The 25,759-nt window shown below is 61.5% G+C and carries 20 protein-coding genes; 11 read left to right on the top strand and 9 right to left on the bottom strand.

Features of this window, described 5'->3' with window-relative positions; genetic code table 11:
• Positions 1 to 163 precede the first annotated feature (163 nt).
• The 5 genes from QK296_RS25480 to QK296_RS25460 form a co-directional block, all read right to left on the bottom strand.
• A complete protein-coding gene (locus QK296_RS25480) occupies positions 164 to 2,605 on the bottom strand; it encodes a penicillin acylase family protein (protein ID WP_282391724.1) in 2,442 nt (813 codons plus the stop codon).
• Between the two features lie 246 nt (positions 2,606 to 2,851).
• Complete coding sequence (locus QK296_RS25475; RefSeq protein WP_282391723.1) at positions 2,852 to 3,052, bottom strand: SEC-C metal-binding domain-containing protein; 201 nt, start codon at positions 3,050 to 3,052, stop codon at positions 2,852 to 2,854.
• Positions 3,049 to 3,531: an LEA type 2 family protein gene (locus QK296_RS25470; RefSeq protein WP_003189237.1), complete on the bottom strand. Its 483-nt coding sequence runs from the start codon at positions 3,529 to 3,531 to the stop codon at positions 3,049 to 3,051. Before QK296_RS25470 ends, QK296_RS25475 begins: the two co-directional genes overlap by 4 nt.
• A 21-nt stretch (positions 3,532 to 3,552) precedes the next feature.
• Positions 3,553 to 4,023, bottom strand: a complete 471-nt coding sequence (locus tag QK296_RS25465) for a YchJ family protein (RefSeq protein ID WP_282391721.1) — start codon at positions 4,021 to 4,023, stop codon at positions 3,553 to 3,555.
• A 4-nt stretch (positions 4,024 to 4,027) separates the two neighbouring features.
• A complete protein-coding gene (locus tag QK296_RS25460) occupies positions 4,028 to 4,525 on the bottom strand; it encodes a DUF6231 family protein (protein WP_034134824.1) in 498 nt (165 codons plus the stop codon).
• A gap of 179 nt (positions 4,526 to 4,704) precedes the next feature.
• Here QK296_RS25460 and QK296_RS25455 point away from each other — a divergent pair, with 179 nt between their 5' ends.
• Positions 4,705 to 5,463 carry a collagen-like triple helix repeat-containing protein gene (locus QK296_RS25455; RefSeq protein ID WP_032900445.1) on the top strand — a complete coding sequence of 253 codons (759 nt, stop codon included), beginning with the start codon at positions 4,705 to 4,707 and terminating at the stop codon, positions 5,461 to 5,463.
• A gap of 103 nt (positions 5,464 to 5,566) precedes the next feature.
• Here QK296_RS25455 and QK296_RS25450 read toward each other — a convergent pair whose 3' ends face one another.
• Positions 5,567 to 6,031, bottom strand: a complete 465-nt coding sequence (locus QK296_RS25450; protein WP_003189242.1) for a CopD family protein — start codon at positions 6,029 to 6,031, stop codon at positions 5,567 to 5,569.
• A 99-nt stretch (positions 6,032 to 6,130) separates the two neighbouring features.
• On the opposite strand from QK296_RS25450, the gene dinG reads away from it, so the two are divergent.
• The 6 genes from dinG (at position 6,131) to QK296_RS25420 (ending at position 14,594) form a co-directional block, all read left to right on the top strand.
• Entirely contained in the window at positions 6,131 to 8,275 is a 2,145-nt protein-coding gene (gene dinG, locus QK296_RS25445; protein WP_003189244.1) for an ATP-dependent DNA helicase DinG, read from the top strand.
• A gap of 88 nt (positions 8,276 to 8,363) precedes the next feature.
• Positions 8,364 to 10,661 (top strand): beta-galactosidase, encoded by a 2,298-nt coding sequence (locus tag QK296_RS25440; protein WP_169855413.1) that lies wholly within the window; start codon positions 8,364 to 8,366, stop codon positions 10,659 to 10,661.
• Positions 10,662 to 10,743: 82 nt separating this feature from the next.
• Positions 10,744 to 11,889, top strand: a complete 1,146-nt coding sequence (locus tag QK296_RS25435) for a serine hydrolase domain-containing protein (protein WP_057711882.1) — start codon at positions 10,744 to 10,746, stop codon at positions 11,887 to 11,889.
• Positions 11,890 to 12,031: 142 nt separating this feature from the next.
• Positions 12,032 to 13,189: an OmpA family protein gene (locus QK296_RS25430; RefSeq protein WP_282391717.1), complete on the top strand. Its 1,158-nt coding sequence runs from the start codon at positions 12,032 to 12,034 to the stop codon at positions 13,187 to 13,189.
• Positions 13,190 to 13,216: 27 nt separating this feature from the next.
• On the top strand, positions 13,217 to 13,864 hold the full coding sequence (pdxH, locus tag QK296_RS25425) for a pyridoxamine 5'-phosphate oxidase (RefSeq protein WP_094775250.1): 648 nt from the start codon (positions 13,217 to 13,219) through the stop codon (positions 13,862 to 13,864).
• Between the two features lie 265 nt (positions 13,865 to 14,129).
• Positions 14,130 to 14,594: a glycine zipper 2TM domain-containing protein gene (locus tag QK296_RS25420; RefSeq protein WP_003189251.1), complete on the top strand. Its 465-nt coding sequence runs from the start codon at positions 14,130 to 14,132 to the stop codon at positions 14,592 to 14,594.
• 163 nt (positions 14,595 to 14,757) lie between these two features.
• Here the strand turns inward: QK296_RS25420 and nhaA are convergent, their stop codons facing one another.
• Positions 14,758 to 15,942: a Na+/H+ antiporter NhaA gene (gene nhaA / locus QK296_RS25415; protein ID WP_003189252.1), complete on the bottom strand. Its 1,185-nt coding sequence runs from the start codon at positions 15,940 to 15,942 to the stop codon at positions 14,758 to 14,760.
• Positions 15,943 to 16,158: 216 nt separating this feature from the next.
• Here nhaA and QK296_RS25410 point away from each other — a divergent pair, with 216 nt between their 5' ends.
• Positions 16,159 to 17,253, top strand: a complete 1,095-nt coding sequence (locus QK296_RS25410) for a PLP-dependent cysteine synthase family protein (RefSeq protein ID WP_003189254.1) — start codon at positions 16,159 to 16,161, stop codon at positions 17,251 to 17,253.
• 63 nt (positions 17,254 to 17,316) lie between these two features.
• Here QK296_RS25410 and QK296_RS25405 read toward each other — a convergent pair whose 3' ends face one another.
• A complete protein-coding gene (locus QK296_RS25405) occupies positions 17,317 to 18,315 on the bottom strand; it encodes an AraC family transcriptional regulator (RefSeq protein ID WP_003189256.1) in 999 nt (332 codons plus the stop codon).
• Positions 18,316 to 18,653: 338 nt separating this feature from the next.
• On the opposite strand from QK296_RS25405, the gene QK296_RS25400 reads away from it, so the two are divergent.
• The 3 genes from QK296_RS25400 to QK296_RS25390 all read left to right on the top strand — a co-directional run bounded on the left by QK296_RS25400 (position 18,654) and on the right by QK296_RS25390 (position 21,686).
• On the top strand, positions 18,654 to 19,985 hold the full coding sequence (locus tag QK296_RS25400) for a dicarboxylate/amino acid:cation symporter (protein ID WP_003189258.1): 1,332 nt from the start codon (positions 18,654 to 18,656) through the stop codon (positions 19,983 to 19,985).
• A 133-nt stretch (positions 19,986 to 20,118) separates the two neighbouring features.
• Positions 20,119 to 21,105: an XdhC family protein gene (locus QK296_RS25395; RefSeq protein WP_034134930.1), complete on the top strand. Its 987-nt coding sequence runs from the start codon at positions 20,119 to 20,121 to the stop codon at positions 21,103 to 21,105.
• Entirely contained in the window at positions 21,102 to 21,686 is a 585-nt protein-coding gene (locus QK296_RS25390; protein WP_057711887.1) for a nucleotidyltransferase family protein, read from the top strand. Before QK296_RS25395 ends, QK296_RS25390 begins: the two co-directional genes overlap by 4 nt.
• Before the next feature lie 656 nt (positions 21,687 to 22,342).
• Here the strand turns inward: QK296_RS25390 and rne are convergent.
• Positions 22,343 to 25,492 carry a ribonuclease E gene (rne, locus tag QK296_RS25385; RefSeq protein ID WP_282391710.1) on the bottom strand — a complete coding sequence of 1,050 codons (3,150 nt, stop codon included), beginning with the start codon at positions 25,490 to 25,492 and terminating at the stop codon, positions 22,343 to 22,345.
• Positions 25,493 to 25,759 lie beyond the last annotated feature (267 nt).

The following is a 25,759-nucleotide window of genomic DNA, read 5'->3' as shown; positions in this document are numbered from 1 at the left end:
CAAGCCTGCGTTCGGCCAGCGTGGTTTAACGGGGCGCCTGAGATCAAGATCACAAACAGATCAAGAGCAAGATCAAGAGCGGCTCGCTTCGCATCGTGGTTACTCGGCTGCTATCGCAGGCAAGCCACACAGGGTTATCCGGTTTCGTCAGTGGAAACCCGGTTTACTTACCAGGCGTCAGGGTCAACCTTGTCTTGCCGTACACCTTCTCAAAGTTCTGCGGCTGCATCGGAAAGCTCAGATATTGCGCCTTCAACGACGGGTCGATGCCGTTGGCATAGTTCGGGCTGGCCGGGTTGCCGGATTGGCCGATGCCGCTCTGGCCCATCATTGGTTCCGCCTGGCCGAAGTCGATGATCATGCGCAGCGCCGATACTTGGGTCGCGTTGAAATCCTGGCCCCAGGTGTACGGTGCCGGGTTCAGGGTGTTGTGATCGCCACCGCTGGCGAAGGGGCCGCGGATGACCTGGCCGCTGGTGTTTTTCCAGGTGGTGCTGTGCAGCTTGCCCCACTGCCAGGCCTTGTGATCGGCGCCCAATTGGCTGTCGCCAGTAGTGATGGCGGCGGCCAGGGTGCGGGCCAGGATCGCGGGTTTGTCTTCTTTTTGCGCGGTACGCGTGTCATCCCAGAACGGGCTGTCTTCACGGCCCAGCAGGTGGTCGGCGATGGCCGAGTAGGACAGGCTGGCGTTGCTGACGAAGGCTTTCCAGCTGGCGCTGTTTTCCGGGCCGAGTTTGTCGAGGAAGATTTGCCGGGCGCTTTCTTGCAGGAACAGTTCATAGATCGCCGCGTCAGCCGAGGTGGTCGCCAGTCGACCATCGAAGGCCATCAGGCGCTCGAGTGCTTCGCGGGCCTTGGCGCGTTCCGCTGCCGGCAATGCATCGATGGCCTGCTTGAGGGGCTGGGCCATGCCCGGCGCCTGGAACATATTCTTGAGCTTGGCGGCGAAGAGGGTGGTCTGGTCGTATTGCATGGCAATCAGGCTGCGGCTGTCATGCTTGCCGGCGTTAGCCAGTTGCGCCAGGCGTTCGCTGCGTTCCGGTGCATCCCAGGCGTTGGACAGTTGCATGCCGTAGCCACGCGGTGCGGTGCGCTGGTTGGCGGTGCCGATCCAGCCCTGGGCCGGGTCTTGGTCGTACGGGTGCAGCATCGCGTCGGCGTAGCCGTCCCAGTCAAAGCGCGTGTCCCAGCCCGGCGATGGCAACAGGCCTTCGCCTTCTCGGCGGTTGGGGAAGCGGCCGGTGACTTGCCAGCCGATGTTGCTGGCGTCGGCGAAGATCATGTTCAAGGCTATGGCGCGAATCTCGCGGGTGGCATCCGAGGCTTTGCCAGCGTTTTGTGCGCGGGACAGGTCGAAGAATGCATCCAGGCTCTTGTCGTCCTTGAAGTCGGCGGTTTGCAAGGCCAGGCCAAGACCGCTGGTGAGCGCCTGGCTGCTGTTGAGCAGGGCGCCGTGGCGGGTTTCGTACACCACTTCGCGAATCGAGCGCTGGCCCTTGATGAAGAAGGTTTCGTTGCGCACGCCGGCCGGCAGCCATTTGCCGTTGTTCTCGTAGTACAGCGCGTTGCCCTGGCGTTTGACCTTCTCCAGGAACAGGTCCTGGGTGTCGCCCTTGACCGCGCTCATGCTCCACGCCACTTTGCCGTTGAAACCGGAGAGCAGGGTCGGCAGGCCGGCAATCGAAGCACCGGCGGCCTGGTATTTGGGCGCACGAATCTGCACGTAGTTCCACGGCGACGGTGCTTGTGGCTGCGCGGCGATGTCGTTGGCCAACAGGCTCTTGGCGCTGCGGCTGCGTTGCGGGCCAATGGCCCAGTTGCTTGAGGTGGTGACACTCAGGGCGTTGAGGCTGCGCAATTGCTGGCCTACGGTTTCCAGCCCGGCGAGGCCGGTGATCTGGCTCAGGTTGACGCCTTTGAGCTTGTCGGCTTCGGCCAGCGGGACAGGTTCGTCCGGTGCGCTTGGGGTGAGCCAGGCGAGTTTGTCGACGCCGACCTTTTGCGCCAGCACCAGGGACGAGAGCTCCCCCTGCAGGTTGCTCGACTGGCTGAAATTGAGCAGGCAGAACAGCAGCGCCGAATCTTCCGGCTTCCAGTACTCGGGCTTGTAGCCGCTCTGGGCCAGGTCCGCCGGCAGCTTGTCGCGGTAGCGGAACAGGTAGGCGTTGACGCCTCGGGCATACACTTCAAAGAAGCGTTTGAGGCGTGGCGATGAGGCATTGTACAACTCGCCAGCGCTTTTCTTGAGGTTGACCGCCCGCATGAAGCGGTCGACATCCAGCACTTGCGGGCCCGACATTTCCGCCAGACGGCCCTGAGCCAGCAGGCGCAGAGTGACCATCTGGGTGATGCGGTCGCTGGCGTGCACGTAACCGAGGCTGAACAGAGCATCGTGGAAAGTGTTGCTTTCGATCAGCGGCATGCCTTGGGCATTGCGGCGCACCGACACATTCTGTGCCAGGCCCTTGATCGGCTGCACGCCAGCAACGGGCGGCAGGGTGTCCTGGGTGTTCTGGAGCTGGCAACCGGCCAGGCCCAAGGCACTGACCACTGCCGCGGCAACGCCGAACCGGGGAAGAAAATGTAAGAGGGCTGGCGAGGCCATGGCAAAGCTCCTGCGGGGGGTAGCGTCAGTAAAGGCGCTACGTTAGTGAGCGCGGCGAAACGACGCAAGCGGGAGTTTTGGCAATTGCGTGAGAACTTGAAACAGCCGCCCATTGAGGTGGGGGCTGGTTTAAGGCTTTGTAGGAGCGAGCTTGCTCGCGAGAAACCCATGGGCGCTGTGTTTATTCAGGAAACACGCGTAATCGTTGACGTTTTTCGCGAGCAAGCTCGCTCCTACACGTGCGGTTTAAGCGCCGTGGCACTTCTTGAATTTCTTCTCGCTGCCGCACGGGCAGGGGTCGTTGCGACCGACGTCCTTCAACGCATTGCGCACCGGCTCTTGGTGAGCGTGGCCGCAGTTCGGGCCGTGGACATGGCCGTGGTCGTGATCATGGTGGTCATGATCGTGGTTGCAGTTAGGACCATGGACATGGGGTTGCTGTGTCATCGATGTTGCTCCGGAATAAAATCGCCGGGGATTATCTCGCCATTGTGTGCCACCTGCACGTCATTACCGATGAATAATCCGGTTTTCAGTTCGCCTTCCAGACGATAAGGCACGGGCCGGTCGGGATTTTTCAGCATCTGCACCACCTCACGCACCTGTGGCCAGAGGTTGGTGCGCACCGAGACCTTGAAGAATTTATGCCCGCGTGGCGGTACGGTCAGCCACTCGTTGGACTCGCCTTCGGTCAACACCAGGTTGCCCAGGCTGACCTTGTAGACCAGGCCGCGCACGGTCAGGTCGGCGTCGTCGCGGTTGTCCACGCGAAAGTACAGCTTGAATTTCTGCTCCAGCAGCTTGGCCCGTACCACTTCGACCTTGACCAGGGCAACGTGGGGCGGCGGCGCGTCGTCTTCGAACCAGGACGCGCAGCCGGTCAGGCCCAGGGTCAACGCCAGCATCAAGCTATACATCCGAAGCATGGCGTTATCCCCGTCCAGTGATTAGAAGTAGCTGGAACAGCACTTCTTGAATTTCTGCCCACTGCCACACAAACAGGCATCGTTACGTCCGGCCTTCACTTCTACCGTAGGGTCGATGAAGTACCAGCGCCCTTCATTCTGTACGAAAGAAGACTGCTCGCGGTGACTATGTTCACCGGTAGCGTCATGCCAGCGCGCCGTAAAGGTGACAAAGGCGTGTTCCGGCTGGCCGCCGAACACCTCGGAGCTTTCAACCTCCAGGCCCAGCCAGGTGCTTTTGGCACTCCAGGCGGCAATGGCGTCGCGGTCCAGGCCGGCCTGTTGCGCAGGCAATGTAGTGGCGACCAGGTAATCGACCAGGCCCAGCACATAGGCGCTGTAGCGCGAGCGCATCAACGCGCTGGCGCAGGGGGCCGGGTGGCCGGCGTGATAATGGCCGCAGCAGGCATCCAGCAGATTGCCACTGCCGCACGGGCAAATGGATGTACTCATCGGGTTACCACCAATACTTTCCGAAGTTTTCCGGGTTGGCCCAGAAGCGGGCGTTGAGCCAGTCCGGCACCTGTTTATAGTCAAGCAGATCATAGGTAAACAGCGTCAGTACCTGATCATCGCGTTGGAAGCGTTCGCCGGCTTGCAGGGCCAGGGAGAAAAAGTCGGTGTCCTTCCAGTCGCAGGCGCCCAGGTCGGCCAGCACGGCGATGCGGCTGGCATTGAGGTTACGAATGCCACCGAGCAGGGTCAGGCCTTGGGGTTTGGTCAGGTGCTCCAGGCAGTCGACCACCAGCGCGAGGTCAAAGCGCTGCACCGCGAGGTTTTCCGGCAACGGCCCTGGCGGGGCATAGAACACCTCGGTATCCGGGTGCGCAGCTTTGAAGGCATCCAGCGCCGGAAAATGGCTGGCGCCCACTAATAACAGGCGTTTTGGCCTGTGAAGGTCCAGCAGGGCCGCCAAGGCTTGTTGGGGCGTACGGGCAGAAATTCCAGCGGTCATTGCAGATCCTCGCATCAAGACCGTAGAGACTAGCGCGGCTGGGCGCGTGGGCCTAGAGCGCGGCGGTCGATAGCCGCCGGGGGAGAACTGAAGTTTTTTGATCCTTCACTGGCAAATCGCCTGTAGAAGTCGTTACTGTGCGCTCAAAGAAAAATTTGAAAACACTCAGGAGCCCCATGATGCGTAAGGTTTTTCTGCTGGCCCTGTTGGTCAGCCCCGTTGCCCTGGCCCAGAGCGTCAGTGTCGAAACCAATTCATTGATGCGCTTGCCCAGCAGCACCAGCGTGTTGCAGCTCGAGCGTCTGGACGTGGCGGATTACGGCACCTTGCTGATTCCGGCCACCATCAGCCAGGTTACGGTGGATGAGCTGCACTTGGGGCGCGACGCACGCATCACCATTGTTCCCGGCAATACCGCACTGCAAATGCAAGTGCGCGATGCGCAGTTGGAGCACGGTAGCCAGATCACCTCTCGGGGCGCTCCCGGCACCCACGAAAAACCCGCCAAGGCTGGGCGTGACCTGACCTTGCGCATTAACTCGCTGACTGCCGAAGCGCTTTCGGTAGATGCCCGTGGTGGCGCCGGCGCCCAAGGATATGCGGGCCTGGACGGTGCCAACGGCGTTGACCCGGGTTGCACCTGGGGCTCAGCCGGGCGCGGTTTTAATGGCGATAACGGCGGCGATGGCCGGCCAGGGGCGGCGGGCGCGCAGGTACGCCTGGAGTTGCCGCAGGCGTTCCCGGCTGAACAGATCAAGGTCTGGGTCGATGGCGGGCCCGGTGGCCTGGCTGGGGTTGCGGGCAAACCCGGCAAGGGCGGGCAGTCCAAGGGCTGCCTGGTATACCGCGCGGACGGCGGCGAAAAGGGCCGGCCAGGGTTGGAGGGGCAACCGGGGCCGGCTGGGCCTGCGGGGTCTGTGACTATCCAGCGGCTCTGAGTCGCCTGGCCTGACGCTATCGCAGGCAAGCCCGGCTCCCACATTTGGAATGCATTCCAGTGTGGGAGCCGGGCTTGCCCGCGATAGCGGTGTAAGGCTCGCCTCAGAACATCGGCCGAGCCGAAGCCACTGCCACCACCACCAATCCGACAATCAAGTTAATCCCCACCAACTTGCGAATCTGCCCCAGCGCAGCCGCGCCCGCCGGCCAATCTTCAGCTGCCACCGCTGCCTTCAGCTCCGGGAACTTCAACGCCTGGATGCGGATAAACAGCGCCGTCATCACCAGGTACAAGCCCATCATCACCTGCACATAGCGCGGCGCGGTTTCAAAACCACTGAAGCGCAGGTGCAGCAAACCCATGCCGCTGATCGGCAAAAGCACCACCGCCACCCATACCCACACAAAAAAACGTTGAAACACATTTGCCCATAGCTTGAGCCGGGCAGGGCCCTCAAGTGCCGCCATGGCGGCGGGGCGCAGGATCATCCAGGCGAAAAACATACCGCCGACCCAGATCAAGGCGGCCAGTACATGCAGGGTATAAGCGAGGCTAAACGCGGTCATTGTGGTACTCCGTTCTGCGCGGGATTAATTAGCGGGGTATGATAGCGGCCGATCCGAACCACTGAAAATTTATCCAGCGTTTTTTGCGCCCGACTATCCATGATCAGCACTGAACTCAAAACCACGATCCAGGGCGCCTATTCGCGTTTTCTCGAAGCCAAAAGCTTGAAACCGCGCTACGGCCAACGCCTGATGATCGCCGAAGTGGCAAAAGTCCTCGGGGATATCGACACCGACGACGAAGGCCGCCGCGAGGGTGAGCCTGCGGTAGTAGCCGTCGAGGCCGGTACCGGTACCGGCAAGACCGTGGCCTACAGCCTGGCCGCGATCCCCACGGCCAAGGCCGCTGGCAAGCGCCTGGTGATCGCCACCGCCACCGTCGCGCTGCAAGAGCAGATTGTCTACAAAGACTTGCCCGACCTGATGCGCAACAGCGGCTTGAGCTTTACCTTCGCCCTGGCCAAGGGCCGTGGCCGCTACATGTGCCTGTCCAAGCTCGACGTATTGCTGCAGGAAGGCCACGCCCAAACCGCCACCGCCTCCTTGTTCGAAGAAGAAGGCTTCAAGATCGAGGTGGATGAGGTCAGCCAGAAGCTGTTTACCAGCATGATCGAGAAGCTGGCCGGCAACAAATGGGACGGCGACCGCGACAGCTGGCCCACTGCCCTGGAAGACTCCGACTGGGCGCGCCTGACCACCGACCACAGCCAATGCACCAACCGCCACTGCCCCAACTTCGGCCAGTGCGCCTTCTACAAGGCGCGCGAAGGCATGGGCAAAGTGGACGTCATCGTCACCAACCACGACATGGTATTGGCTGACCTGGCCCTGGGCGGCGGTGCGGTACTGCCCGACCCCCGCGACACCCTCTACGTCTTCGACGAGGGTCACCACCTGCCAGACAAGGCCATTGGCCATTTCGCCCATTACACGCGCCTGCGTTCCACGGCCGACTGGCTGGAAACCACCGCCAAGAATCTCACCAAGTTGCTGGCCCAGCACCCGTTGCCCGGCGACTTGGGCAAGCTGATCGAGCAAGTGCCGGAGCTGGCGCGCGAGATCAAGACCCAGCAGCAGTTCATGTTCAGCGCCTGCGAGCAGGTGGCGGACTTCAAGCCCGGTGAAGACGTCGAGGGCCGCGAGCGCCCGCGCCATCGTTTTGTCGGCGGGATGATCCCCGAGCACATGCGCGAAATGGGCATCGAGCTGAAGAAAGGCTTTTCACGCCTCACCGACCTGTTCACGCGCCTGACGGACTTGCTCAAGGAAGGCATGGATGGCGAGGTCAATATCGGCATCGCCAGTAACCAGGCCGAAGAGTGGTACCCCTTGTTCGGCAGCCTGCTGTCTCGTTCCCAAGGCAATTGGGAGCTGTGGACCGCCTTTACCGTCGAAGACCCGGAAGACAACCCGCCCATGGCCCGTTGGCTGACGCTGTCGGAAAGCGGTGCGCTGTTCGATATCGAGGTCAACGCCAGTCCGATCCTCGCCGCCGAAATGCTGCGCCGCAACCTGTGGAACGTCGCCTACGGCTGCCTGGTGACCTCGGCCACGCTGACAGCCCTGGGCACTTTTGACCGATTCCGCATGCGCGCCGGCCTGCCGAAAAAGGCCGTTACCGCCGTGGTGCCCAGCCCGTTTCATCACGCTGACGCCGGCGTGCTGCGGGTACCAGACCTCAAGGCCGACCCACGGGACGCGGCCGCGCACACGGCGGCGATCATTCGCGATCTGCCGTCGCTGGTAGAAGGCTCCCGCGGCACCCTGGTGCTGTTCTCGTCGCGCAAGCAGATGCAGGACGTGTTCGACGGCCTCGACCGCGACTGGCGCAAGCAGGTGTTTATCCAGGGCAACCTGTCCAAACAGGAAACCCTGAACAAGCACAAGGCGCGGGTCGACGGTGGGGATTCCAGCGTGTTGTTCGGCCTGGCCAGTTTTGCCGAAGGCGTGGACTTGCCCGGCGCTTACTGCGAACACGTGGTGATCGCCAAGATCCCGTTCTCGGTGCCGGATGACCCGGTCGAGGCCGCACTGGCCGAGTGGATCGAAGCCCGAGGTGGTAACCCGTTTATGGAAATTTCGGTGCCAGATGCTTCACTGAAGCTGGTACAGGCCTGCGGGCGGCTGCTGCGTACCGAAGAAGACCGCGGCACCATCACTTTGCTCGATCGGCGCCTGGTTACCCAGCGCTATGGCAAGGCGATCCTCAATGCCTTGCCGCCGTTCAGGCGCGAAATTTCTTAAGCCACTGTGGGCGGATTCGCCCACTGCGTGGTCTATCTCATCACTATCGTCAGGCCAGTCATCGGCCGTTTGGGAGAACTTTGTTCGTATGATCCGCACGCTGCCCGCTCTTTTTGCCCTGCTGTTCGCTGCGCCGTTGATGGCGGCGCCCGAGGGGCAACAAACGCTGTTCAACTTCGTCAGGCCTGCCGATGTGGTCAAGGTGGCGACCCAGGACGCCAGCCTGCCGCAATACAACGCCGAACAAACCCCCGAAGGCGAGGTGCTGCGCCGCATCACCTTCAACCCAGCGGCCGAGCCGAGCCTGGTGCTCAGCCCGCAGACGGGGACGTGGGATTGGTCGCAATCGAGTGCCATGAGCCTGCGTATCCAGAGCGCGATGAACTGGGCGCTGACCCTTTACGTCAAGGTGCAGAGCGCCGACGGCAAGACGCTCGTCAGCCGCATCGACCTGCCGGCCGGCCCGGCCCAGACGCTGCTCGTCCCGCTGCAAGCCAATTCCCCCCTGAGCCAGGGCATGAAGGCCGGCCCGCCGATGCCAATGACCGTTGATGGCCAGCGGGTGTTGCTGGCCGCCAGTGCCGGGGAAATCGACCGTAGCCAGGTGGTATCGGTGACCTTGTCGATGCTCAAGCCCAATGCCGCCCAGAGCATCCTGCTGGAGCGCTTCGGTGTGCAGGACAGCGCGCCGGTATTGAAGGCCGCCTACACTGAACTGGTGGATGCCTATGGTCAGTCCACCCGTGCACGCTGGCCGGAAAAGGTCAGCAGCGACGAGCAACTCAAGGCATCGGCTGCCAAGGAACAACAGCAGCTCAAGGCCTGGCTGGCCGAGCGCGACAAGTCCTCCCTGGATCAATACGGCGGCTGGAAAAAGGGCCCGGGCTTCGACGCCAGCGGTTTTTTCCGCACCCAGAAGCGCGACGGCCGCTGGTACCTGGTGACGCCGGACGGGCATCCGTTCTACTCCCTGGGGGTGAACACCGTGGCGCCGGACAACAGCCAGACCTACGTGGCGGGGCGCGAGTGGATGTTTGCGGCGCTGCCCAAGGCCGGCGAACCCTTTGACAAGTACTACGGCAGCGACGACAGCCGCACCGGCAACGGTGCCGGCGAAGGTCGCGGCTTTGGCTCGGGGCGTTGGTACGATTTCTATGCTGCCAACCTGCAACGCACTTACGGCGGTGACGCGTTGGACCAGCCACGCTGGGTGACCCATACCCTTGATCGCCTGCAAGCCTGGGGTTTCAACACCGTGGGCAACTGGAGCGATCCGGACCTGGCCACTGCCGACCGCGTGCCGTACACCTTGCCGCTGTCGATTGTCGGTGACTATGCCAGTATCAGCACCGGCACCGACTGGTGGGGCGGTATGCCTGATCCGTTTGACCCGCGCTTTGCCATGGCCACCGAACGCGCCGTGGCCATCGCGGCACGCGATCACCGTGACGACCCGTGGTTGATCGGCTTCTTTGCCGACAACGAATTGGCCTGGGCCGGCCCCGGCGACGATGCCAAATCCCGTTACGCCCTGGCCTACGGCACCCTGCGCATGACCACCGACGTCCCGGCCAAGCGCGCTTTCCTCAAGCAACTGCGCGACAAATACCGCAATGAAGAAGGCCTTTCCAAAGCCTGGGGCATTCAACTGGCCGGTTGGGAACTGATGGAAGACCCAGGTTTTGAGCCGCCGATGCCTAGCCCTGAGCACCCGGAAATCGAAGCCGACTTCAAGTATTTCCAGAAGACCTTCGCCGATGCTTACTTCAAAACCATCTCCGACTCGCTGAAGTGGCATGCGCCCAACCAGCTGTTGCTGGGCGGTCGCTTTGCGGTGAGTACGCCGGAAGCGGTCGCTTCGTGCGCGCAGTATTGCGATGTGCTGAGCTTCAACATGTACACCTTGAAACCCCAGGACGGTTACGACTTCGCCGCGCTGCGTGCGCTGGACAAACCGGTACTGATCACCGAATTCAACTTTGGCTCTGCCGACCGCGGCCCGTTCTGGGGCGGCGTGACGCAACTGGCCCGCGAAGAAGACCGTGGCGCGGCTTACACCACCTTCCTCAAGCAGGCCGTGGCCGAGCCGTCGATTGTCGGGGTGCACTGGTTCCAGTACCTGGACCAGCCGGTCACCGGGCGTCTGCTGGATGGTGAAAACGGCCATTTCGGCCTGGTCGGCATCACCGATGTACCGTTCCAGGGCTTTGTCGAGACGGTGCGCAAGAGCAACCTGGCCGCGCTCGACCAGTTGGGCCGTGAGGCGCAAAAAGCCAAGGCCACCCAAGCGATGCGTGAAAGTGAAGCCGGCAAGCCGGGGCGCGACGGCAAAGGCGCGGGGCAGGGCGCTGGGCATGCTGGTGGGCACGCTGGGAATGGGCATTGATTCACCGTTGACGGGTTCACAAAACCTACAATGGCTGAAAGAATGGCGACCACTTTTCATGGTGTTTTCCGAGGGGACTTAGGTGCAGATTCAGGGTCATTACGAGCTGCAGTTCGAAGCGGTGCGCGAAGCCTTCGCCGCCCTGTTCGATGATCCTCAGGAGCGTGGTGCCGGGCTGTGCATCCAGGTTGGCGGGCAAACCGTCGTCGACCTGTGGGCCGGTACTGCCGACAAGGACGGTGCCGAGGCCTGGCACAGCGATACCATCGTCAACCTGTTCTCCTGCACCAAGACCTTCACGGCAGTGACGGCCCTGCAACTGGTGGCCGAAGGCAAGCTCAAGCTCGATGCGCCGGTGGCCGATTACTGGCCGGAGTTTGCCGCTGCTGGCAAGGAAACGATCACGCTGCGCCAGTTGCTCTGCCACCAGGCCGGGCTGCCCGCCATCCGCGAAATGCTGCCCACCGAAGCCCTGTATGACTGGCAATTGATGGTCGATACCCTGGCGGCCGAGGCCCCGTGGTGGACCCCGGGCCAGGGCCATGGCTATGAGGCGATCACCTACGGCTGGCTGGTTGGCGAACTGTTGCGCCGCGCCGATGGGCGCGGGCCGGGGGAGTCGATCGTGGCGCGGGTGGCACGCCCATTGGGGCTGGACTTCCATGTGGGCTTGGCGGATGAAGAGTTTTATCGCGTCGCCCATATCGCGCGCAGCAAGGGCACTATGGGTGATGAAGCCGCGCAACGGTTACTTCAAGTAATGATGCGCGAGCCTGCGGCGATGACTACCCGTGCATTTGCCAACCCACCGTCTATTTTGACCAGCACTAATAAGCCCGAATGGCGACGCATGCAGCAGCCTGCGGCGAATGGCCACGGTAATGCGCGCAGCCTGGCCGGGTTTTATAGTGGTTTGTTGGACGGTAGTTTGCTGGAAAGCGACATGCTCGAACAATTGACCCGCGAGCACAGTATCGGGCTGGATAAAACCTTATTGACCCAAACCCGCTTCGGCCTGGGCTGCATGTTGGATCAACCGCAGTTGCCCAATGCCACGTTCGGCCTTGGGCCCCGTGCATTCGGGCATCCAGGGGCAGGGGGCTCAGTCGGCTTTGCCGACCCTGAACATGATGTAGCCTTCGGTTTTGTGACTAATACCCTGGGGCCTTACGTACTTATGGACCCGCGTGCCCAGAAGTTGGTCGGAATATTGGCCGGTTGTCTATAAACCCCTTGCTGTTTCACAATTTTTTGTTACAAAGGCAAGTATAAAAAAGATGCTGAACGACATGTTGTAACTTGAATGTTCTTTTAGCGTCTGTTTAACGGGTCCCGCGACCCCCTGTTTTTTCTCATTTTGTGGATATCTCATGTTATCGAACAAGTCTTTGGCACTGGCGCTGTGCCTCACTATTACGGGTTGTGCACAAACTCCACAAAATGATGCCGAAGGTGGGCATTGGTGGTCATTTGGATCTGACAAAGCGGCAACCAAGGATCCAGTGGCTCAGATCGACGCCAAGCCGGATGCCAAGCCCGACGCCAAGCCCGACGCCAAGCCGACCGCGGGTGCCAAGCCTGTTGAACCTGTCGCCGCTGCAGCAGCGCCTGCCAAGGCTGACACCGGTTACAGCTGGTGGCCGTTCTCCACCAAGAGCGCCGAAGAAAAAGCTGCCGACGCCAAGGCTGACTTGAAAGCCGACCTCAAGGCCGCAACGCCGGCCTCGGACGTAGCGCCTGTCGTCGCCAAGACCGACAGCGAGCCGCGTTGGTGGTGGCCGTTCGAAAGCAAGCCAAAGCCGTTGGCCAAGGTCGACGTGACCAACGTACAAATGCCTGACCCGAAGATCACCCAAGCCTGGCTGGACGAATACGAACCACGCCTGCGTGCGGCCATCAAGGACAGCAACCTGCAACTTGAGCGCCGTGACAACACCCTGGTGGTGATTGCCCCGGTAGACGGTTCCTACAACCCCAAGCGCCCGGCCATGTTGCTGCCGGTGACCCTGGGCCCGTTCACGCGGGTGGCCAAGGCCGTTGAAGCTGACCCGAAAACCGCCGTACTGGTGCTGGGCCACGTTGATGCCACTGGCAGCGCTCCCGCCAGCCAGGCGTTGAGCAAGGAACGTGCGCAGTCCATTGCCTCGATTTTCAGCCTGAGTGGTCTGAAACAGGATCGCTTGATGCTGCGTGGCATGGGCGACCTTATGCCGCGTGCCGCCAACGACAGCAATCAGGGGCGTGCGCTGAACCGTCGCATGGAAATCATGTTCACTCAGCGTACAACGATGTTGGCACTGCTGAGCAAGTACAACTCGGGCAAAACTCCGCCCGTAGCTGAAATGGTCGCGGTGCAGAATGTGCCTGCGCCAGCACCGGCGGCAAAAGCGCCTGCCAAAAAGGCCACGGCCAAGAAAGCGGCCGCCAAGCCAGCGGCTAAAAAGGCTGCGGCCAAGCCGGCTGCCAAGAAGCCGGCTACTGCAAAAGCCAAGGCGGCACCCGCTTCGAACGACCAGGCGAAAAACTGAGCTGTTGAACCACAAGGATAAAGCCGCATGACCCAGGCACTGGCCGATATGCGCCGTGACTACACACGGGACGGTTTGAGCGAGGCCCAGGCCCCGGACGAGCCGTTTGCGTTGTTCCACCAATGGTTTGGCGATGCGGTTAAAACCGAACAGCCGCCAGTGGAGGCCAATGCCATGACGTTGGCGACGGTCGACCATGACGGTCGCCCGCACTGCCGCATCCTGCTGCTCAAGGGTCTGGATGCACAGGGCTTTACCTTCTTCACCAACTATCAGAGCGCCAAGGGTGAACAACTCGCGGCGCGGCCGTTCGCGGCCATGACCTTCTTCTGGCCAACCCTGGAGCGCCAGGTACGCATTGAAGGGCGCGTGGTCAAGGTCACGCCTGAAGAGTCGGATGCTTATTACCAGGTGCGCCCGTTGGGCAGCCGCCTGGGCGCTTGGGCTTCTCCGCAGAGCAAGGTCATCCGTGATCGCGAAGAGCTGCAGGCGCTGCTCAAGGCCACTGAAGAGCGTTTCAGCGATACCCAGCCCGATTGCCCAGAGCATTGGGGAGGGTACCGTTTACTGCCCGAGCGCATCGAGTTCTGGCAAGGCCGCGCCAGCCGCCTGCATGATCGCCTCAACTACCGTTTGCAGGACGGCCAATGGTCCCGCGAGCGCCTGGCGCCCTGAGCGGCACCTTTCGTCATCCCACCTGAATCAACACCGTTGCGTCGAAGTCTTTGTTCAAGAGACTTCGAGCGCTTTCGGCTGTGCGGCTACACTGATCGAGCCGGTTATGGCATCGTTCTGTACCCTGGCTTGGTTACCGTTCGTCGAGTTCTCTGGTGCTGGCAGTCTGTACTCAGGCTGAATGAAAGCAAGTTTCTGCCTGGCGCGCCGTGACACGCGCCAAGTCACAGCGTTTAATGAATACCTGTCCTTTGGAGTTGATGCTATGCGTAAGTCCGTTTTACTAGTTGCCTGCTTTACCACCCTGTCGTTGTTGTTGGGTGGCTGCGCCTCGAGTCTGACCGGCGACTCGTACTCTCGTGATGAGGCGCGTCGTGTACAGACCGTTCGCATGGGCACCATCGAATCCCTGCGTCCAGTGAAAATCGAAGGCACCAAAACCCCAATCGGCGGCGCTGCGGGCGCGGTCATCGGCGGCGTTGGCGGTAGCGCCATCGGTGGCGGCCGTGGCAGCATCGTCACTGCTGTGATCGGCGCAGTTGCGGGCGGCCTGCTGGGCTCGGCCACTGAAGAAGGCCTGACCCGCACCCAGGGCGTGGAAATCACCGTGCGCGAAGACGACGGCAGCATGCGCGCCTACGTACAAGCCGTGCAGGAAAATGAAATCTTCCGCATTGGCGACCGCGTACGCATCATGACCGTCGACGGTACCAGCCGCGTGACTCGCTAAGCCTTAAACTACAGGCGAAGAAAAACCCCCAACCGGGTGACCGGTTGGGGGTTTTTTTGTAGGAGCGAGCTTGCTCGCGAAAAACGTTAACGATAACGATAACGCGTGCTCAATGAACGCGGCGCCTGTAAGTTTTTCGCGAGCAAGCTCGCTCCTACTTCAATCATGCAACGATCGCTTTCTTGCGGCTTGCCATCGCCGTTACCGCATACCCGATAAAGGCTGCCAGGATCGATCCGGTCAGAATCCCCATGCGGTCTTCACCGGCAAACTCACTGGCGCCTGGCACAAACGCCAGGGAGCCGACGAACAGGCTCATGGTGAAGCCGATCCCGCACAGGATCGCCACGCCCATTACCTGGCCCCAATTGGCGCCGCTGGGCAGTGAGGCGATGCCGGTCTTGATCGCCAGCCAGGTGAGGCCGAACACACCGACGGTCTTGCCGATCAACAGGCCGGCGGCGATGCCCATGGGCACGGAGTGGGTGAAGCTTTCCAGGCTGACGCCCGTCAGAGAGACCCCGGCGTTGGCGAACGCGAACAGCGGCAGGATGGCGTAGGCCACCCATGGGTGCAGGGCGTGTTCCAGGCTCAGCAGCGGCGAGGTTTCGGCATTCTTGGTGCGCAGTGGAATGCAGAACGCCAGGGTTACACCCGCCAACGTCGCATGTACACCGCTCTTGAGCACGCACACCCACAGGATCAGGCCGATGATCATATACGGCCCCAGCTTGATCACGCCCAGGCGGTTCATCGCAATCAGCGCAATCAAGCACGCCCCCGCGCCCGCCAGGGATGCGGTGGACAGGTCTGCGGAATAGAACAGGGCAATGACGATGATGGCCCCAAGGTCATCAATGATTGCCAGGGTCATCAGGAACAGCTTCAGCGACACCGGTACGCGCTTGCCCAGCAGGGCTAAAACGCCCAGCGCAAAGGCAATGTCGGTGGCCATAGGGATCGCCCAGCCAGCCAGGGCGGCGGGGTTGTCCTTGTTCAGCGCCCAGTAGATCAGCGCCGGCACCACCATGCCGCCGATGGCCGCTGCGCCAGGCAGCACCACTTGGGAAGGCTTGGACAGGTGGCCATCCAAAAGCTCGCGCTTGACCTCCAGGCCGATCAGCAGGAAGAACAGGGCCATCAAGCCATCGTTGATCCAAAGCAGCGCCGGCTTGGCGATTTTCAGCGCGCCAACCTGTGCAACCACTGGCGTGTCGAGAAAGGCGTTGTACAGGTGCGACAACGGTGAGTTGTTGATAATCAGCGCCAAGGCAGCAGCGGCGATCAACAACAGGCCACTGGCGGCTTCCAGCTGGAAGAAACGGGTGAAAGTGCTACGCAGAGGCAAGGGATGCTCTCCAATCCAGGTTCAATAGGTGGGTACCCTAACCCGTACCGTTAGTTGTTAAAACAAAAGTTATATTCTTATTTGTTATAAGAGATGGCCCGGGACATCGGTGAGCCAAAGACTAGCAATTGTGTGTCCAATTGCGTCGTCACTGTATCTGTGTGGAGTGTAGGAAACATCTTAAGATCACCGCTGAAAACCTTTAGAGAAGCCACCATGAGCGACCACCGTACCTGGGCCCGCGAAGCCATTCGCATCATTGAAGCGGACTTCCAGCGCAGCGCCGATACCCACCTGATCCCGCTGCCATTACCGGGTTTGCCAGGCATCGAGTTGTACTTCAAGGATGAGTCCAGCCACCCCACTGGCAGCTTGAAACACCGGTTGGCGCGCTCGCTGTTTCTGTATGCGCTGTGCAACGGCTGGCTCAAGCCGGGCGCCCCCGTTATCGAAGCGTCCAGCGGCTCCACGGCGATCTCGGAAGCCTACTTCGCGCGCTTGCTTGGCTTGCCGTTTATTGCCGTCATGCCCGCAACTACATCTCAAGAGAAGATCGCCCAAATTGCCTTCTACGGGGGCAAAAGCCATCTGGTCCAGGACCCGACGCAGATCTACGCCGAGTCCGAACGCCTGGCCCAGGAAAGCGGTGGTCACTTCATGGACCAGTTCACCTACGCCGAACGTGCCACCGACTGGCGGGCGAACAACAATATTGCCGAGTCGATCTTCCAGCAGATGCGTTTTGAACAGCACCCGGAGCCGAGTTGGCTGATTTCCAGCCCTGGCACCGGCGGCACCACCGCGACCCTGGGTCGCTATGTGCGTTATCGCCAGCATTGCACGCGAGTGTTGTGTGCCGATGCCGAACGCTCGGTGTTCTTCGATTTCTACCAAAGCGGTGACGCGAGCCTGCGCCTGGACTGTGGCTCGCGGATTGAAGGGATTGGTCGGCCTCGGGTGGAGGCATCGTTTCTGCCGGCGGTGATTGATGCCATGGTCAAGGTGCCAGATGCATTATCCCTGGCGGCCATGCATTACCTGGCGCAGCGTTTGGGGCGACGGGTTGGCGGTTCCAGCGGTACCAATCTGATCGGTGCCCTGATGGCGGCGCAACAGATGAAAGCGTCGGGGGCGTCGGGGTCGATTGTCGCGATCTTGTGCGATGGCGGAGAGCGTTATGCCACGACCTATTATGATCAAGCGTGGCTGGCGGGGCAGGGCTATGAGCTGGAGGGTTTGATCGCGGCTGTAGCAGCAAGTGTCGAACGTGGTGAAGCGCTACCCGATAGCATCCTGCGCGCCAATATCTGACACCCTGCGAAACAGTGTGGGAGCTGGCTTGCCCGCGAACAGGCCCTCCCAGTCGATACACCTCTAACTCTCCTGCGCTCTGTAGGCCCCCGGCGTCAACCCCGTCCACTTCTTGAACGCCCGATGAAACGCCGATGGTTCGGAAAACCCCAATTGTTCGGCGATCTCCTGCAAAGACAAATCCGCCCGCCCCAAGTGGTAAATGGCGATATCCCGGCGTAACTCATCCTTCAATGCCTGAAAACTCGTGCCTTCTTCGCGCAGATGCCGGCGCAGGGTCTGTGGGCTGATGTGCAAGTGCTGGGCGACGGCTTCCAGGTCTGGCCAGGGTGTGCGGTCGCGGCTCAGCAGGCGGCGCAGCTGGCTGCTCAGGCTGTCGCCTTCATCCGGCCTGGATAACAAGTCGGCAGGGGAGCGCTGCAAGAAGTGCTTGAGGGTGCGTTCATCCTGCAACAGCGGCAAGCTCAGGTAGCGGCTGGGAAACACCAGGCTGCTGGTCGGCGCACCGAACACCTGGGGGCAGGGGAACAGCAGGTCGTATTCACCGGCATGGGCCGGCATCGGGTAACTGAAGGTGGCCTGCTGCAGCCGGATACGCTGGCCGATCAACCAACTGCCCAGCCGATGCCAGATCACCAGCAGGCATTCACTGAGAAAGTGGTCCGGGTCCCATAGCTGCGAGTCGTCCAGGCTCAGGCGCGCCATGTCGCCTTCTTTCGTCAGCTGCCAGCGCGGGCCTTGCGGGAACAGGCTATAAAACAATAAGCCGCGCTCCAGCGCCTTTTCCAGCGTGCGGCAATGAATCAGCGCGTGGCACATCATGGCAAAAGTGCCACGTTTGCTCGGCCCTTCGGCAAACCCCAGGTATTCGTCATCCAGCCCCAGCCAGAGCATTTGCAACAAGCGGGTAAATTGTTCTGGAGCGATGCGGGCGCGCGGCTCGGTCAGCAGTTCTGGGGTAATGCCCACCTGGTGCAACACCCCCGAGTAGTCAAAACCGACTCGGCGCGCACCGCCGAGGGCCGCTCGGGCGTAATGGCTGGCGATGGTACGTTCACGCATGCGAGGGCCTCATCCATGGAGTGGCGGATGGTAGCCATCACACGGCGGGGCGACAAGGCGGATATCCGCCAAATTGTAGGACGAGACAGGGTGAGTGGGCGGAAATCCGCCACCTTGTTGCACGCCTCGGAGTCGCCCGTAAAACCCAAGCCCTGATGTCTAAAGGCCTTCAGCGCGTTTAAGCAAAGTGGCACGCTGTTTGCGATAGGGATTACAGCGCAGGCTTGTTCCTACAGGCTTGGCAAACAACAAATCCCTCCAGTGCAGGAGGGTTCGCAATTCAAGTGCCGTGGGCAATGGCGGATATTTGCCACACGGGACGATTGAGGAACTTTGCAATGACGACTCGTCAGCCAATCTACAAATCCCTGTATTTCCAGGTGATCGTCGCAATCGTTATCGGTATCTTGCTCGGCCACTTCTACCCGCAGACCGGCGTGGCCCTCAAGCCACTGGGTGACGGCTTTATCAAGCTGATCAAAATGGTCATCGCCCCGATCATCTTCTGTACCGTGGTCAGCGGCATCGCTGGCATGCAAAGCATGAAGTCGGTGGGCAAGACCGGCGGCTACGCGCTGCTCTACTTCGAAATCGTTTCCACTATCGCTCTGCTGATTGGCCTGGTCGTGGTCAACGTGGTGCAGCCGGGCGCCGGCATGCACATCGACGTCGCGACCCTGGATGCTTCCAAAGTGGCGGCCTACGTCACCGCCGGTAAAGACCAGAGCATCGTGGGCTTTATCCTCAACGTCATCCCGAACACCATCGTCGGCGCGTTCGCCAATGGCGACATCCTGCAAGTGCTGATGTTCTCGGTGATCTTCGGTTTCGCCCTGCACCGCCTGGGTGCCTATGGCAAGCCGGTGCTGGACTTCATCGATCGCTTCGCCCACGTGATGTTCAACATCATCAACATGATCATGAAGCTCGCGCCAATCGGTGCCCTGGGTGCCATGGCGTTCACCATCGGCGCCTACGGTGTAGGTTCGCTGGTGCAACTGGGCCAATTGATGATCTGCTTCTACATCACCTGCATCCTGTTCGTGGTGCTGGTGCTGGGCGCTATCTGCCGCGCTCACGGTTTCAGCGTGTTGAAGCTGATCCGCTACATCCGTGAGGAACTGCTGATCGTACTGGGCACCTCTTCTTCGGAATCCGCACTGCCACGCATGCTGATCAAGATGGAGCGTCTGGGCGCGAAGAAGTCCGTGGTCGGCCTGGTGATTCCAACCGGTTACTCCTTCAACCTCGACGGTACGTCGATCTACCTGACCATGGCGGCCGTGTTCATCGCTCAGGCGACCGACACCCACATGGACATCACCCACCAGATCACCCTGCTGCTGGTGTTGCTGCTGTCGTCCAAAGGCGCGGCTGGCGTGACCGGTTCGGGTTTCATCGTATTGGCTGCCACCCTGTCGGCCGTCGGCCACCTGCCAGTTGCCGGCCTGGCGCTGATCCTGGGTATCGACCGCTTCATGTCCGAAGCCCGTGCGCTGACCAACCTGGTGGGTAACGCCGTTGCCACCATCGTTGTGGCCAAGTGGGTCAAGGAGCTGGACACCGACAAGCTGCAAAGCGAGCTGGCGTCTGGCGGTACCGGTATCTCCGAAACCCGCGAGCTCGATGACCTGGGCGTGGCTGAAGGCCCGGCGCCTGTCGTCAAGTAAGTGGCTGCTGGCGTGAACTGACGCCAACGCTATCGGCAAACGCCCCGACTGGTTCGGGGCGTTTGCGTTTCTGGCGGGATACAACGGATATTTTTGGTTTACAGTGAGCGCGACAGTACTTACCGGAGGCCTGATGGACAGTGTGGATCTGAACGTCCTGCGCAGCGTGCTGCAATGGCGCCGCGCCGGGCAGCGCGTGATGTTGTACAGCGTGGTGCAAACCTGGGGCAGCGCGCCGCGCCCGCCGGGGGCGATGCTGGCCCTGCGCGGTGATGGCGTGGTGATTGGCTCTGTGTCGGGCGGTTGCATCGAGGATGACTTGATCGCGCGTCTGCAGGACGGCCGCTTGCCTGCTGATGGCCCGCCCGTGCAGTTGGTGACCTACGGCGTCACACGCGATGAGGCCGCACGTTTTGGCCTGCCCTGCGGCGGCACCCTGCGGCTCACCGAGGAGCGCGTGGAGGAGTGGGGTTGGGTCGAAGCGCTGCTGGCGCGTTGTGAAGATCATCAGATTGTCGCTCGCGAGCTGAACCTGGCCACCGGCGAGGTGACCTTGAGCGCCGCCAGCAAGACCGACGTGGTGAGCTTCGACGGTGAACGCTTGCGCGCCATCTATGGCCCGCGCTGGCGCCTGCTGTTGATCGGCGCCGGGCAGCTGTCGCGTTACGTAGCGCAAATGGCACGTCTGCTGGATTTCGAAGTGCTGATCTGCGACCCCCGCGAAGAGTTCGTCTACGGCTGGGAAGACCAGCATGGCCGCTTTGTGCCGGGCATGCCCGACGAGGCGGTGTTGAATATTCATACCGATGAACGCACGGCCATTGTCTGCCTCACCCACGATCCACGTCTGGATGACATGGCGTTGCTGACGGCGCTGAACTCCACGGCGTTCTATATCGGCGCCCTGGGTTCGCGGGTCAATACCCAGAAGCGTCGGGAGAACCTGGCTGCGCTGGGCTTGTCGGCGGAGGCCATCGCGCGTTTGCACGGGCCGATCGGCCTGCACATCGGCAGCCATACGCCGGCGGAAATTGCGCTGTCGCTGATGGCGGAAATTGTTGCGATCAAGAACGGGGTGGCACCGATGCAGAAAAAGCCGTTGGCAGTGGTGGCCGAGTGACGGTGACCGCAATTGTGCTGGCGGCGGGGCAGGGCAGTCGTTTTCGGGCTGAAGCTGGAGCTGATCAAGACAAGTTGCTCGCCGCGTGTGTGGGGTTGGATGGGGTTACCCGACCGGTTATCGAGCAGGTCCTGGTGAATCTGCCGGCGACGCTTGTTGAGCGCTGGGTGGTGACCTTGCCGGAGCGCCGTGAGGTGATTCGGTTGGCTGAGGCGCATGGTTGCAAGGTCCTGCTTTTGGAATCGGCCGGGATGGGCGACAGCATTGCCGCAGCTGTTGCCGCCAGCGCTTGGGCAGAGGGTTGGCTAGTGGTGCTGGGGGATATGCCGTTTATTCGATCCGCGACGGTTGAGCGTGTGCTGGCCGACCCGGGGAGAATCACTGTGCCGGTGCATGCCGGGCAGTTTGGACATCCGGTGGCTTTCGCGCGTGTATGTGGGCCTGCATTGATGGCGTTGACCGGGGACCGTGGCGCGAAGCCTTTGTTTGCGCAAGCGCAGGTGCGGGGCGTGCAGGTGGATGATCCTGGCGTGCTGTGGGATGTGGATGTGCCGCAACGGTTGAGTTTTACCCCAGGTTAAGTGTGGGAGTTGGCTTGCCTGTGATAGCCATAGGTATCTACACAATTTAGAGCTGACGCTGGACCTGTGGCGAGGGAGCTTGCTCCCGTGACGGACTGATAGCTGGCGCTTATCTACCTGACACGCGACCATCCAAATGTGGGAGCTGGCTTGCCTGCGATAGCGGCCTGGCAGTCAACACCGTTGGACCGGGTACATATCCGTTATTTAGGTAACGGCCACTTAGGGTTCCGCTCTGACAGCGGGTCACTTTGGAAAAGCCCCAAAGTAACCAAAGGGCTCTTGCCCCACCACTCGGCACCTCGCTTGGGCTCGGTGTGCCCGAACGCAGGCTTGAATCCGTGGGCCGCCGCCACGCGCCATCCATGGCGCGGGGCGGCTAACCCGGCGTCCTGCCGGGTTACCCACGAATTCAAGCCTGCGTTCGGCCAGCGTGGTTTAACGGGGCGCCTGAGATCAAAAGCAGAGCAAGATCAGGAGCGGCTCGCTTCGCATCGTGGTTACCGTTGGGTGGCAGATTCGAGATGTTTGTCGATTGAACCGCCGCTATCGCAGGCAAGCCAGCTCCCACAGTGATTGCATTTCAAATCGAGATAGCCAGCCATAAAAAAGCCCCGCCTGATCACTCAGGCGGGGCTTTTTAGTGGCGGTTGGAATCAGGCGAGGGGTTTAGGCTCGTGTTCTGCTTCCTGGGCCTTGTGCTCTACCGCCTGGGCTGCGGCTGCAGCAGCTTCGGCTTCCTTGCGGCGACGACGCACTTCACGTGGGTCGTTCGGCGCACGGCCGTTCTCGGTGAGGGCGCTTGCAGGTGCGGCTTCAACCACAGGGGCGGCCACTTCGGCAACCACCGGGGCTTCAACTTCAACCACGGGCGCAGGCTCCGCAACCGGCGTCGGCTCAACCACTGGGGCTGGCTCGGCGACGACTTCAGCAACCGGTGCCGGTGCTTCTTCTACCACTGGGGCAGGTGCTGGCGCTTCAACCGGGGCAGCCGGTTCGGCGGTCCACTGGAAGGCGGTCTGTTCTTCGCGAACTTCACGCACGGCCGGGGCTGCTTCTTCGACCACCGGAGCTTCTGCAGCCGCTTCGACTACTGGCTGAGGCTCAACCGATGGAGCTGGTTCAACGGCAACCGCTTCGGTTTCTGGCTGTGCATCGCGAACCGGGGCAACTTCCACTTCCGCAACCACTGGGGCTTCGACAGGGGTTGTGGCTTCAACCACTGGCGCTTCAACAACCGGCGCTTCGACCGCTGGGGTTTCGGCGGCTGGCGTTTCTACGGCAACAGTGTCTTCGACGGCAGCGGTAGCGCGTTCGGCTTGCTCGTGGGCCTGGGCTTCAGCGGGGGCGCTGATGACCGAGCTGGCAACGGCAGCGGTAACGGCTAAGCCGGCAGCCAGTTCGGCGCCTGTTGGCTCGTTGTTGGCAGTTTCTGCGTTCTCGCCGGTTTCTTCCGAACCTTCGATTACGTTGCCGTTGGCATCACGCTGACGCTCACGACGGTTGCTGCGACGACGCTGGCCACGGGAGCGGCGGCGTGGACGATCGCCTTCGGCGTTGTCCTGGCCGTCTTCCTGCAGTTGCTCTTCGCCGGTCAGTACTTCTTCTTCGCTGGCGGCAGCGGCTTGCTCGGCGCGTGGTTGACGCTCTTCACGTGGCGGGCGCGGTTGGCGCTCTTCACGGGGGGCGCGCTCTTCACGCGGCTGGCGGGCCGGGCGTTCTTCGGCGGTAACGGCTGCGGCAGCGGCAACGGCAGGTGCCGCGTCCAGAGGCTCGCGCAGTTCACGCACACGTTCTTCACGCTCGCCACGTGGCTTGCGGTCTTCACGTGGAGCGCGTGGGGTACGTGGGGCGCGCTCTTCACGCGGTGCACGTTCTTCACGGGCTACGGTCGGGGTGTCTTCACGGGCTTCGCGAGGCGCACGCTCTTCACGTGGTGCGCGGTCTTCACGCGGGGCACGTTCTTCGCGAGGCTTGCGCTCTTCGTCACGGCGGCCGTTGCGGTTACGGCTCTGCTGGCGACCGTTGCGACGTTCTTCGTTGCGCGCCGGGCGCTCGGCGGCAGGTTTTTCAACCACAACCGGGGCAGCAGGCTCTTCCTTGGTGGCGAACAGGCTGACCAGCGACTTCACCAGGCCCTTGAACAGGCTTGGCTCAGGCAGGGCGGCTGGCGCAGCAACCGGGGCGGCGGCTTCGGTCGGTACCGGTGCGTTGGCGCGGGCCGGCGCAGTCTTCACCGCCGCTTCCTGGCGAACCAGGGTGCGGGTCGCAGCGGCTGGCTGGACTTCTTCGACTTCGGCGGCAGCTGCGGCGATTTCATAGCTGGACTGGCCGCTGTGGGCTTCCGGGCTGTCATCACGCAGGCGCTGGACTTCAAAGTGCGGCGTTTCGAGGTGATCGTTCGGCAGGATGACGATACGGGCACGGGTGCGCAGTTCGATCTTGGTGATCGAGTTGCGTTTTTCGTTGAGCAGGAAGGCTGCAACCGGAATCGGCACTTGTGCGCGAACTTCGGCGGTACGGTCTTTCAGGGCTTCTTCTTCGATCAGGCGCAGGATCGCCAGGGACAGCGATTCAACGTCACGAATGATGCCGGTGCCGTTGCAACGCGGGCAGACGATGCCGCTGCTCTCGCCCAGGGATGGACGCAGGCGCTGACGGGACATTTCCAGCAGACCGAAGCGCGAGATGCGGCCGACTTGCACGCGAGCGCGGTCAGCTTCCAGGCATTCGCGGACTTTCTCTTCCACGGCGCGCTGGTTCTTGGCAGGGGTCATGTCGATGAAGTCGATGACGATCAGGCCGCCGATGTCACGCAGGCGCAGCTGGCGGGCGATTTCTTCAGCCGCTTCCAGGTTGGTCTGCAGGGCAGTTTCTTCGATGTCGCTGCCTTTGGTCGCACGTGCCGAGTTGATGTCGATGGACACCAGGGCTTCGGTCGGGTCGATTACGATGGAGCCGCCGGAAGGCAGTTCGACCACGCGCTGGAAGGCGGTCTCGATCTGGCTTTCGATCTGGAAACGGTTGAACAGTGGCACGCTGTCTTCGTACAGCTTGATCTTGCTGGCGTACTGCGGCATTACCTGGCGAATGAAGGTCAGGGCTTCGTCCTGGGCTTCAACGCTGTCGATCAGCACTTCGCCGATGTCCTGGCGCAGGTAGTCGCGGATGGCGCGGATGATCACGTTGCTTTCCTGGTAGATCAGGAACGGCGCGGAACGATCCAGGGACGCTTCTTTGATAGCGGTCCACAGTTGCAGCAGGTAGTCGAGGTCCCACTGCATTTCTTCGCTGCTGCGGCCAAGGCCGGCAGTGCGCACGATCAGGCCCATGTCGGCCGGTGCGATCAGGCCGTTCAGCGCTTCACGCAGTTCGTTGCGCTCTTCGCCTTCGATGCGACGGGAAATACCGCCGGCACGTGGGTTGTTCGGCATCAGTACGAGGTAACGACCGGCGAGGCTGATGAAGGTGGTCAGGGCTGCGCCCTTGTTGCCACGTTCTTCTTTTTCGACCTGGACGATGACTTCCTGGCCTTCGCTCAGGACGTCCTTGATGTTCACGCGGCCTTCGGGGGCTTTCTTGAAGTATTCGCGGGAGATTTCTTTAAGGGGCAGGAAGCCGTGGCGCTCGGAGCCGAAATCGACAAAGGCAGCCTCAAGGCTTGGTTCGATGCGAGTGATACGGCCTTTATAGATGTTGGCCTTTTTCTGCTCGCGTGCACCGGATTCGATGTCCAGGTCGTAGAGGCGCTGGCCATCTACCAGTGCAACACGCAACTCTTCGGGTTGAGTTGCGTTAATCAGCATTCTTTTCATGTTGTACCGTCGGTTTCCGGGCTGCCGGAAACGGCGTTCGGCACACACGACTTCTCACGGTCGGTGTCAGGTGCGTCAAGAGTGGTTGGCCACTCCAGTGTCCAGCAAAATCGGCCAATTGGGCCGGTATCGCGACGGACGCGTCCTGCTCGTTAGCGGTGGTGACAAAGGCACCACTTCAACAAAAGCTAAGGTCAGGAGGAGGAATCAACCGGCGACTGTGGACGAGATGAAGCGTCTAAAACAAGCCTAGTGCTA

It is taken from the genome of Pseudomonas sp. AL10 (genome assembly GCF_029960685.1).
In the GTDB taxonomy this organism is placed as follows: domain Bacteria; phylum Pseudomonadota; class Gammaproteobacteria; order Pseudomonadales; family Pseudomonadaceae; genus Aquipseudomonas; species Aquipseudomonas lactis.
The sequence above is the reverse complement of the archived record's forward strand: the minus strand, read 5'-3'. Positions and strand labels throughout refer to the sequence as shown.

Coding starts and splice junctions, on each gene's coding strand:
- QK296_RS25480 (WP_282391724.1), bottom strand. CDS start 2,605: ATGGCCTCGCCAGCCCTCTTACATTTTCTTCCCCGGTTCGGCGTTGCC.
- QK296_RS25475 (WP_282391723.1), bottom strand. CDS start 3,052: ATGACACAGCAACCCCATGTCCATGGTCCTAACTGCAACCACGATCAT.
- QK296_RS25470 (WP_003189237.1), bottom strand. CDS start 3,531: ATGCTTCGGATGTATAGCTTGATGCTGGCGTTGACCCTGGGCCTGACC.
- QK296_RS25465 (WP_282391721.1), bottom strand. CDS start 4,023: ATGAGTACATCCATTTGCCCGTGCGGCAGTGGCAATCTGCTGGATGCC.
- QK296_RS25460 (WP_034134824.1), bottom strand. CDS start 4,525: ATGACCGCTGGAATTTCTGCCCGTACGCCCCAACAAGCCTTGGCGGCC.
- QK296_RS25455 (WP_032900445.1), top strand. CDS start 4,705: ATGCGTAAGGTTTTTCTGCTGGCCCTGTTGGTCAGCCCCGTTGCCCTG.
- QK296_RS25450 (WP_003189242.1), bottom strand. CDS start 6,031: ATGACCGCGTTTAGCCTCGCTTATACCCTGCATGTACTGGCCGCCTTG.
- dinG (WP_003189244.1), top strand. CDS start 6,131: ATGATCAGCACTGAACTCAAAACCACGATCCAGGGCGCCTATTCGCGT.
- QK296_RS25440 (WP_169855413.1), top strand. CDS start 8,364: ATGATCCGCACGCTGCCCGCTCTTTTTGCCCTGCTGTTCGCTGCGCCG.
- QK296_RS25430 (WP_282391717.1), top strand. CDS start 12,032: ATGTTATCGAACAAGTCTTTGGCACTGGCGCTGTGCCTCACTATTACG.
- pdxH (WP_094775250.1), top strand. CDS start 13,217: ATGACCCAGGCACTGGCCGATATGCGCCGTGACTACACACGGGACGGT.
- QK296_RS25420 (WP_003189251.1), top strand. CDS start 14,130: ATGCGTAAGTCCGTTTTACTAGTTGCCTGCTTTACCACCCTGTCGTTG.
- QK296_RS25410 (WP_003189254.1), top strand. CDS start 16,159: ATGAGCGACCACCGTACCTGGGCCCGCGAAGCCATTCGCATCATTGAA.
- QK296_RS25405 (WP_003189256.1), bottom strand. CDS start 18,315: ATGCGTGAACGTACCATCGCCAGCCATTACGCCCGAGCGGCCCTCGGC.
- QK296_RS25400 (WP_003189258.1), top strand. CDS start 18,654: ATGACGACTCGTCAGCCAATCTACAAATCCCTGTATTTCCAGGTGATC.
- QK296_RS25395 (WP_034134930.1), top strand. CDS start 20,119: ATGGACAGTGTGGATCTGAACGTCCTGCGCAGCGTGCTGCAATGGCGC.
- rne (WP_282391710.1), bottom strand. CDS start 25,492: ATGCTGATTAACGCAACTCAACCCGAAGAGTTGCGTGTTGCACTGGTA.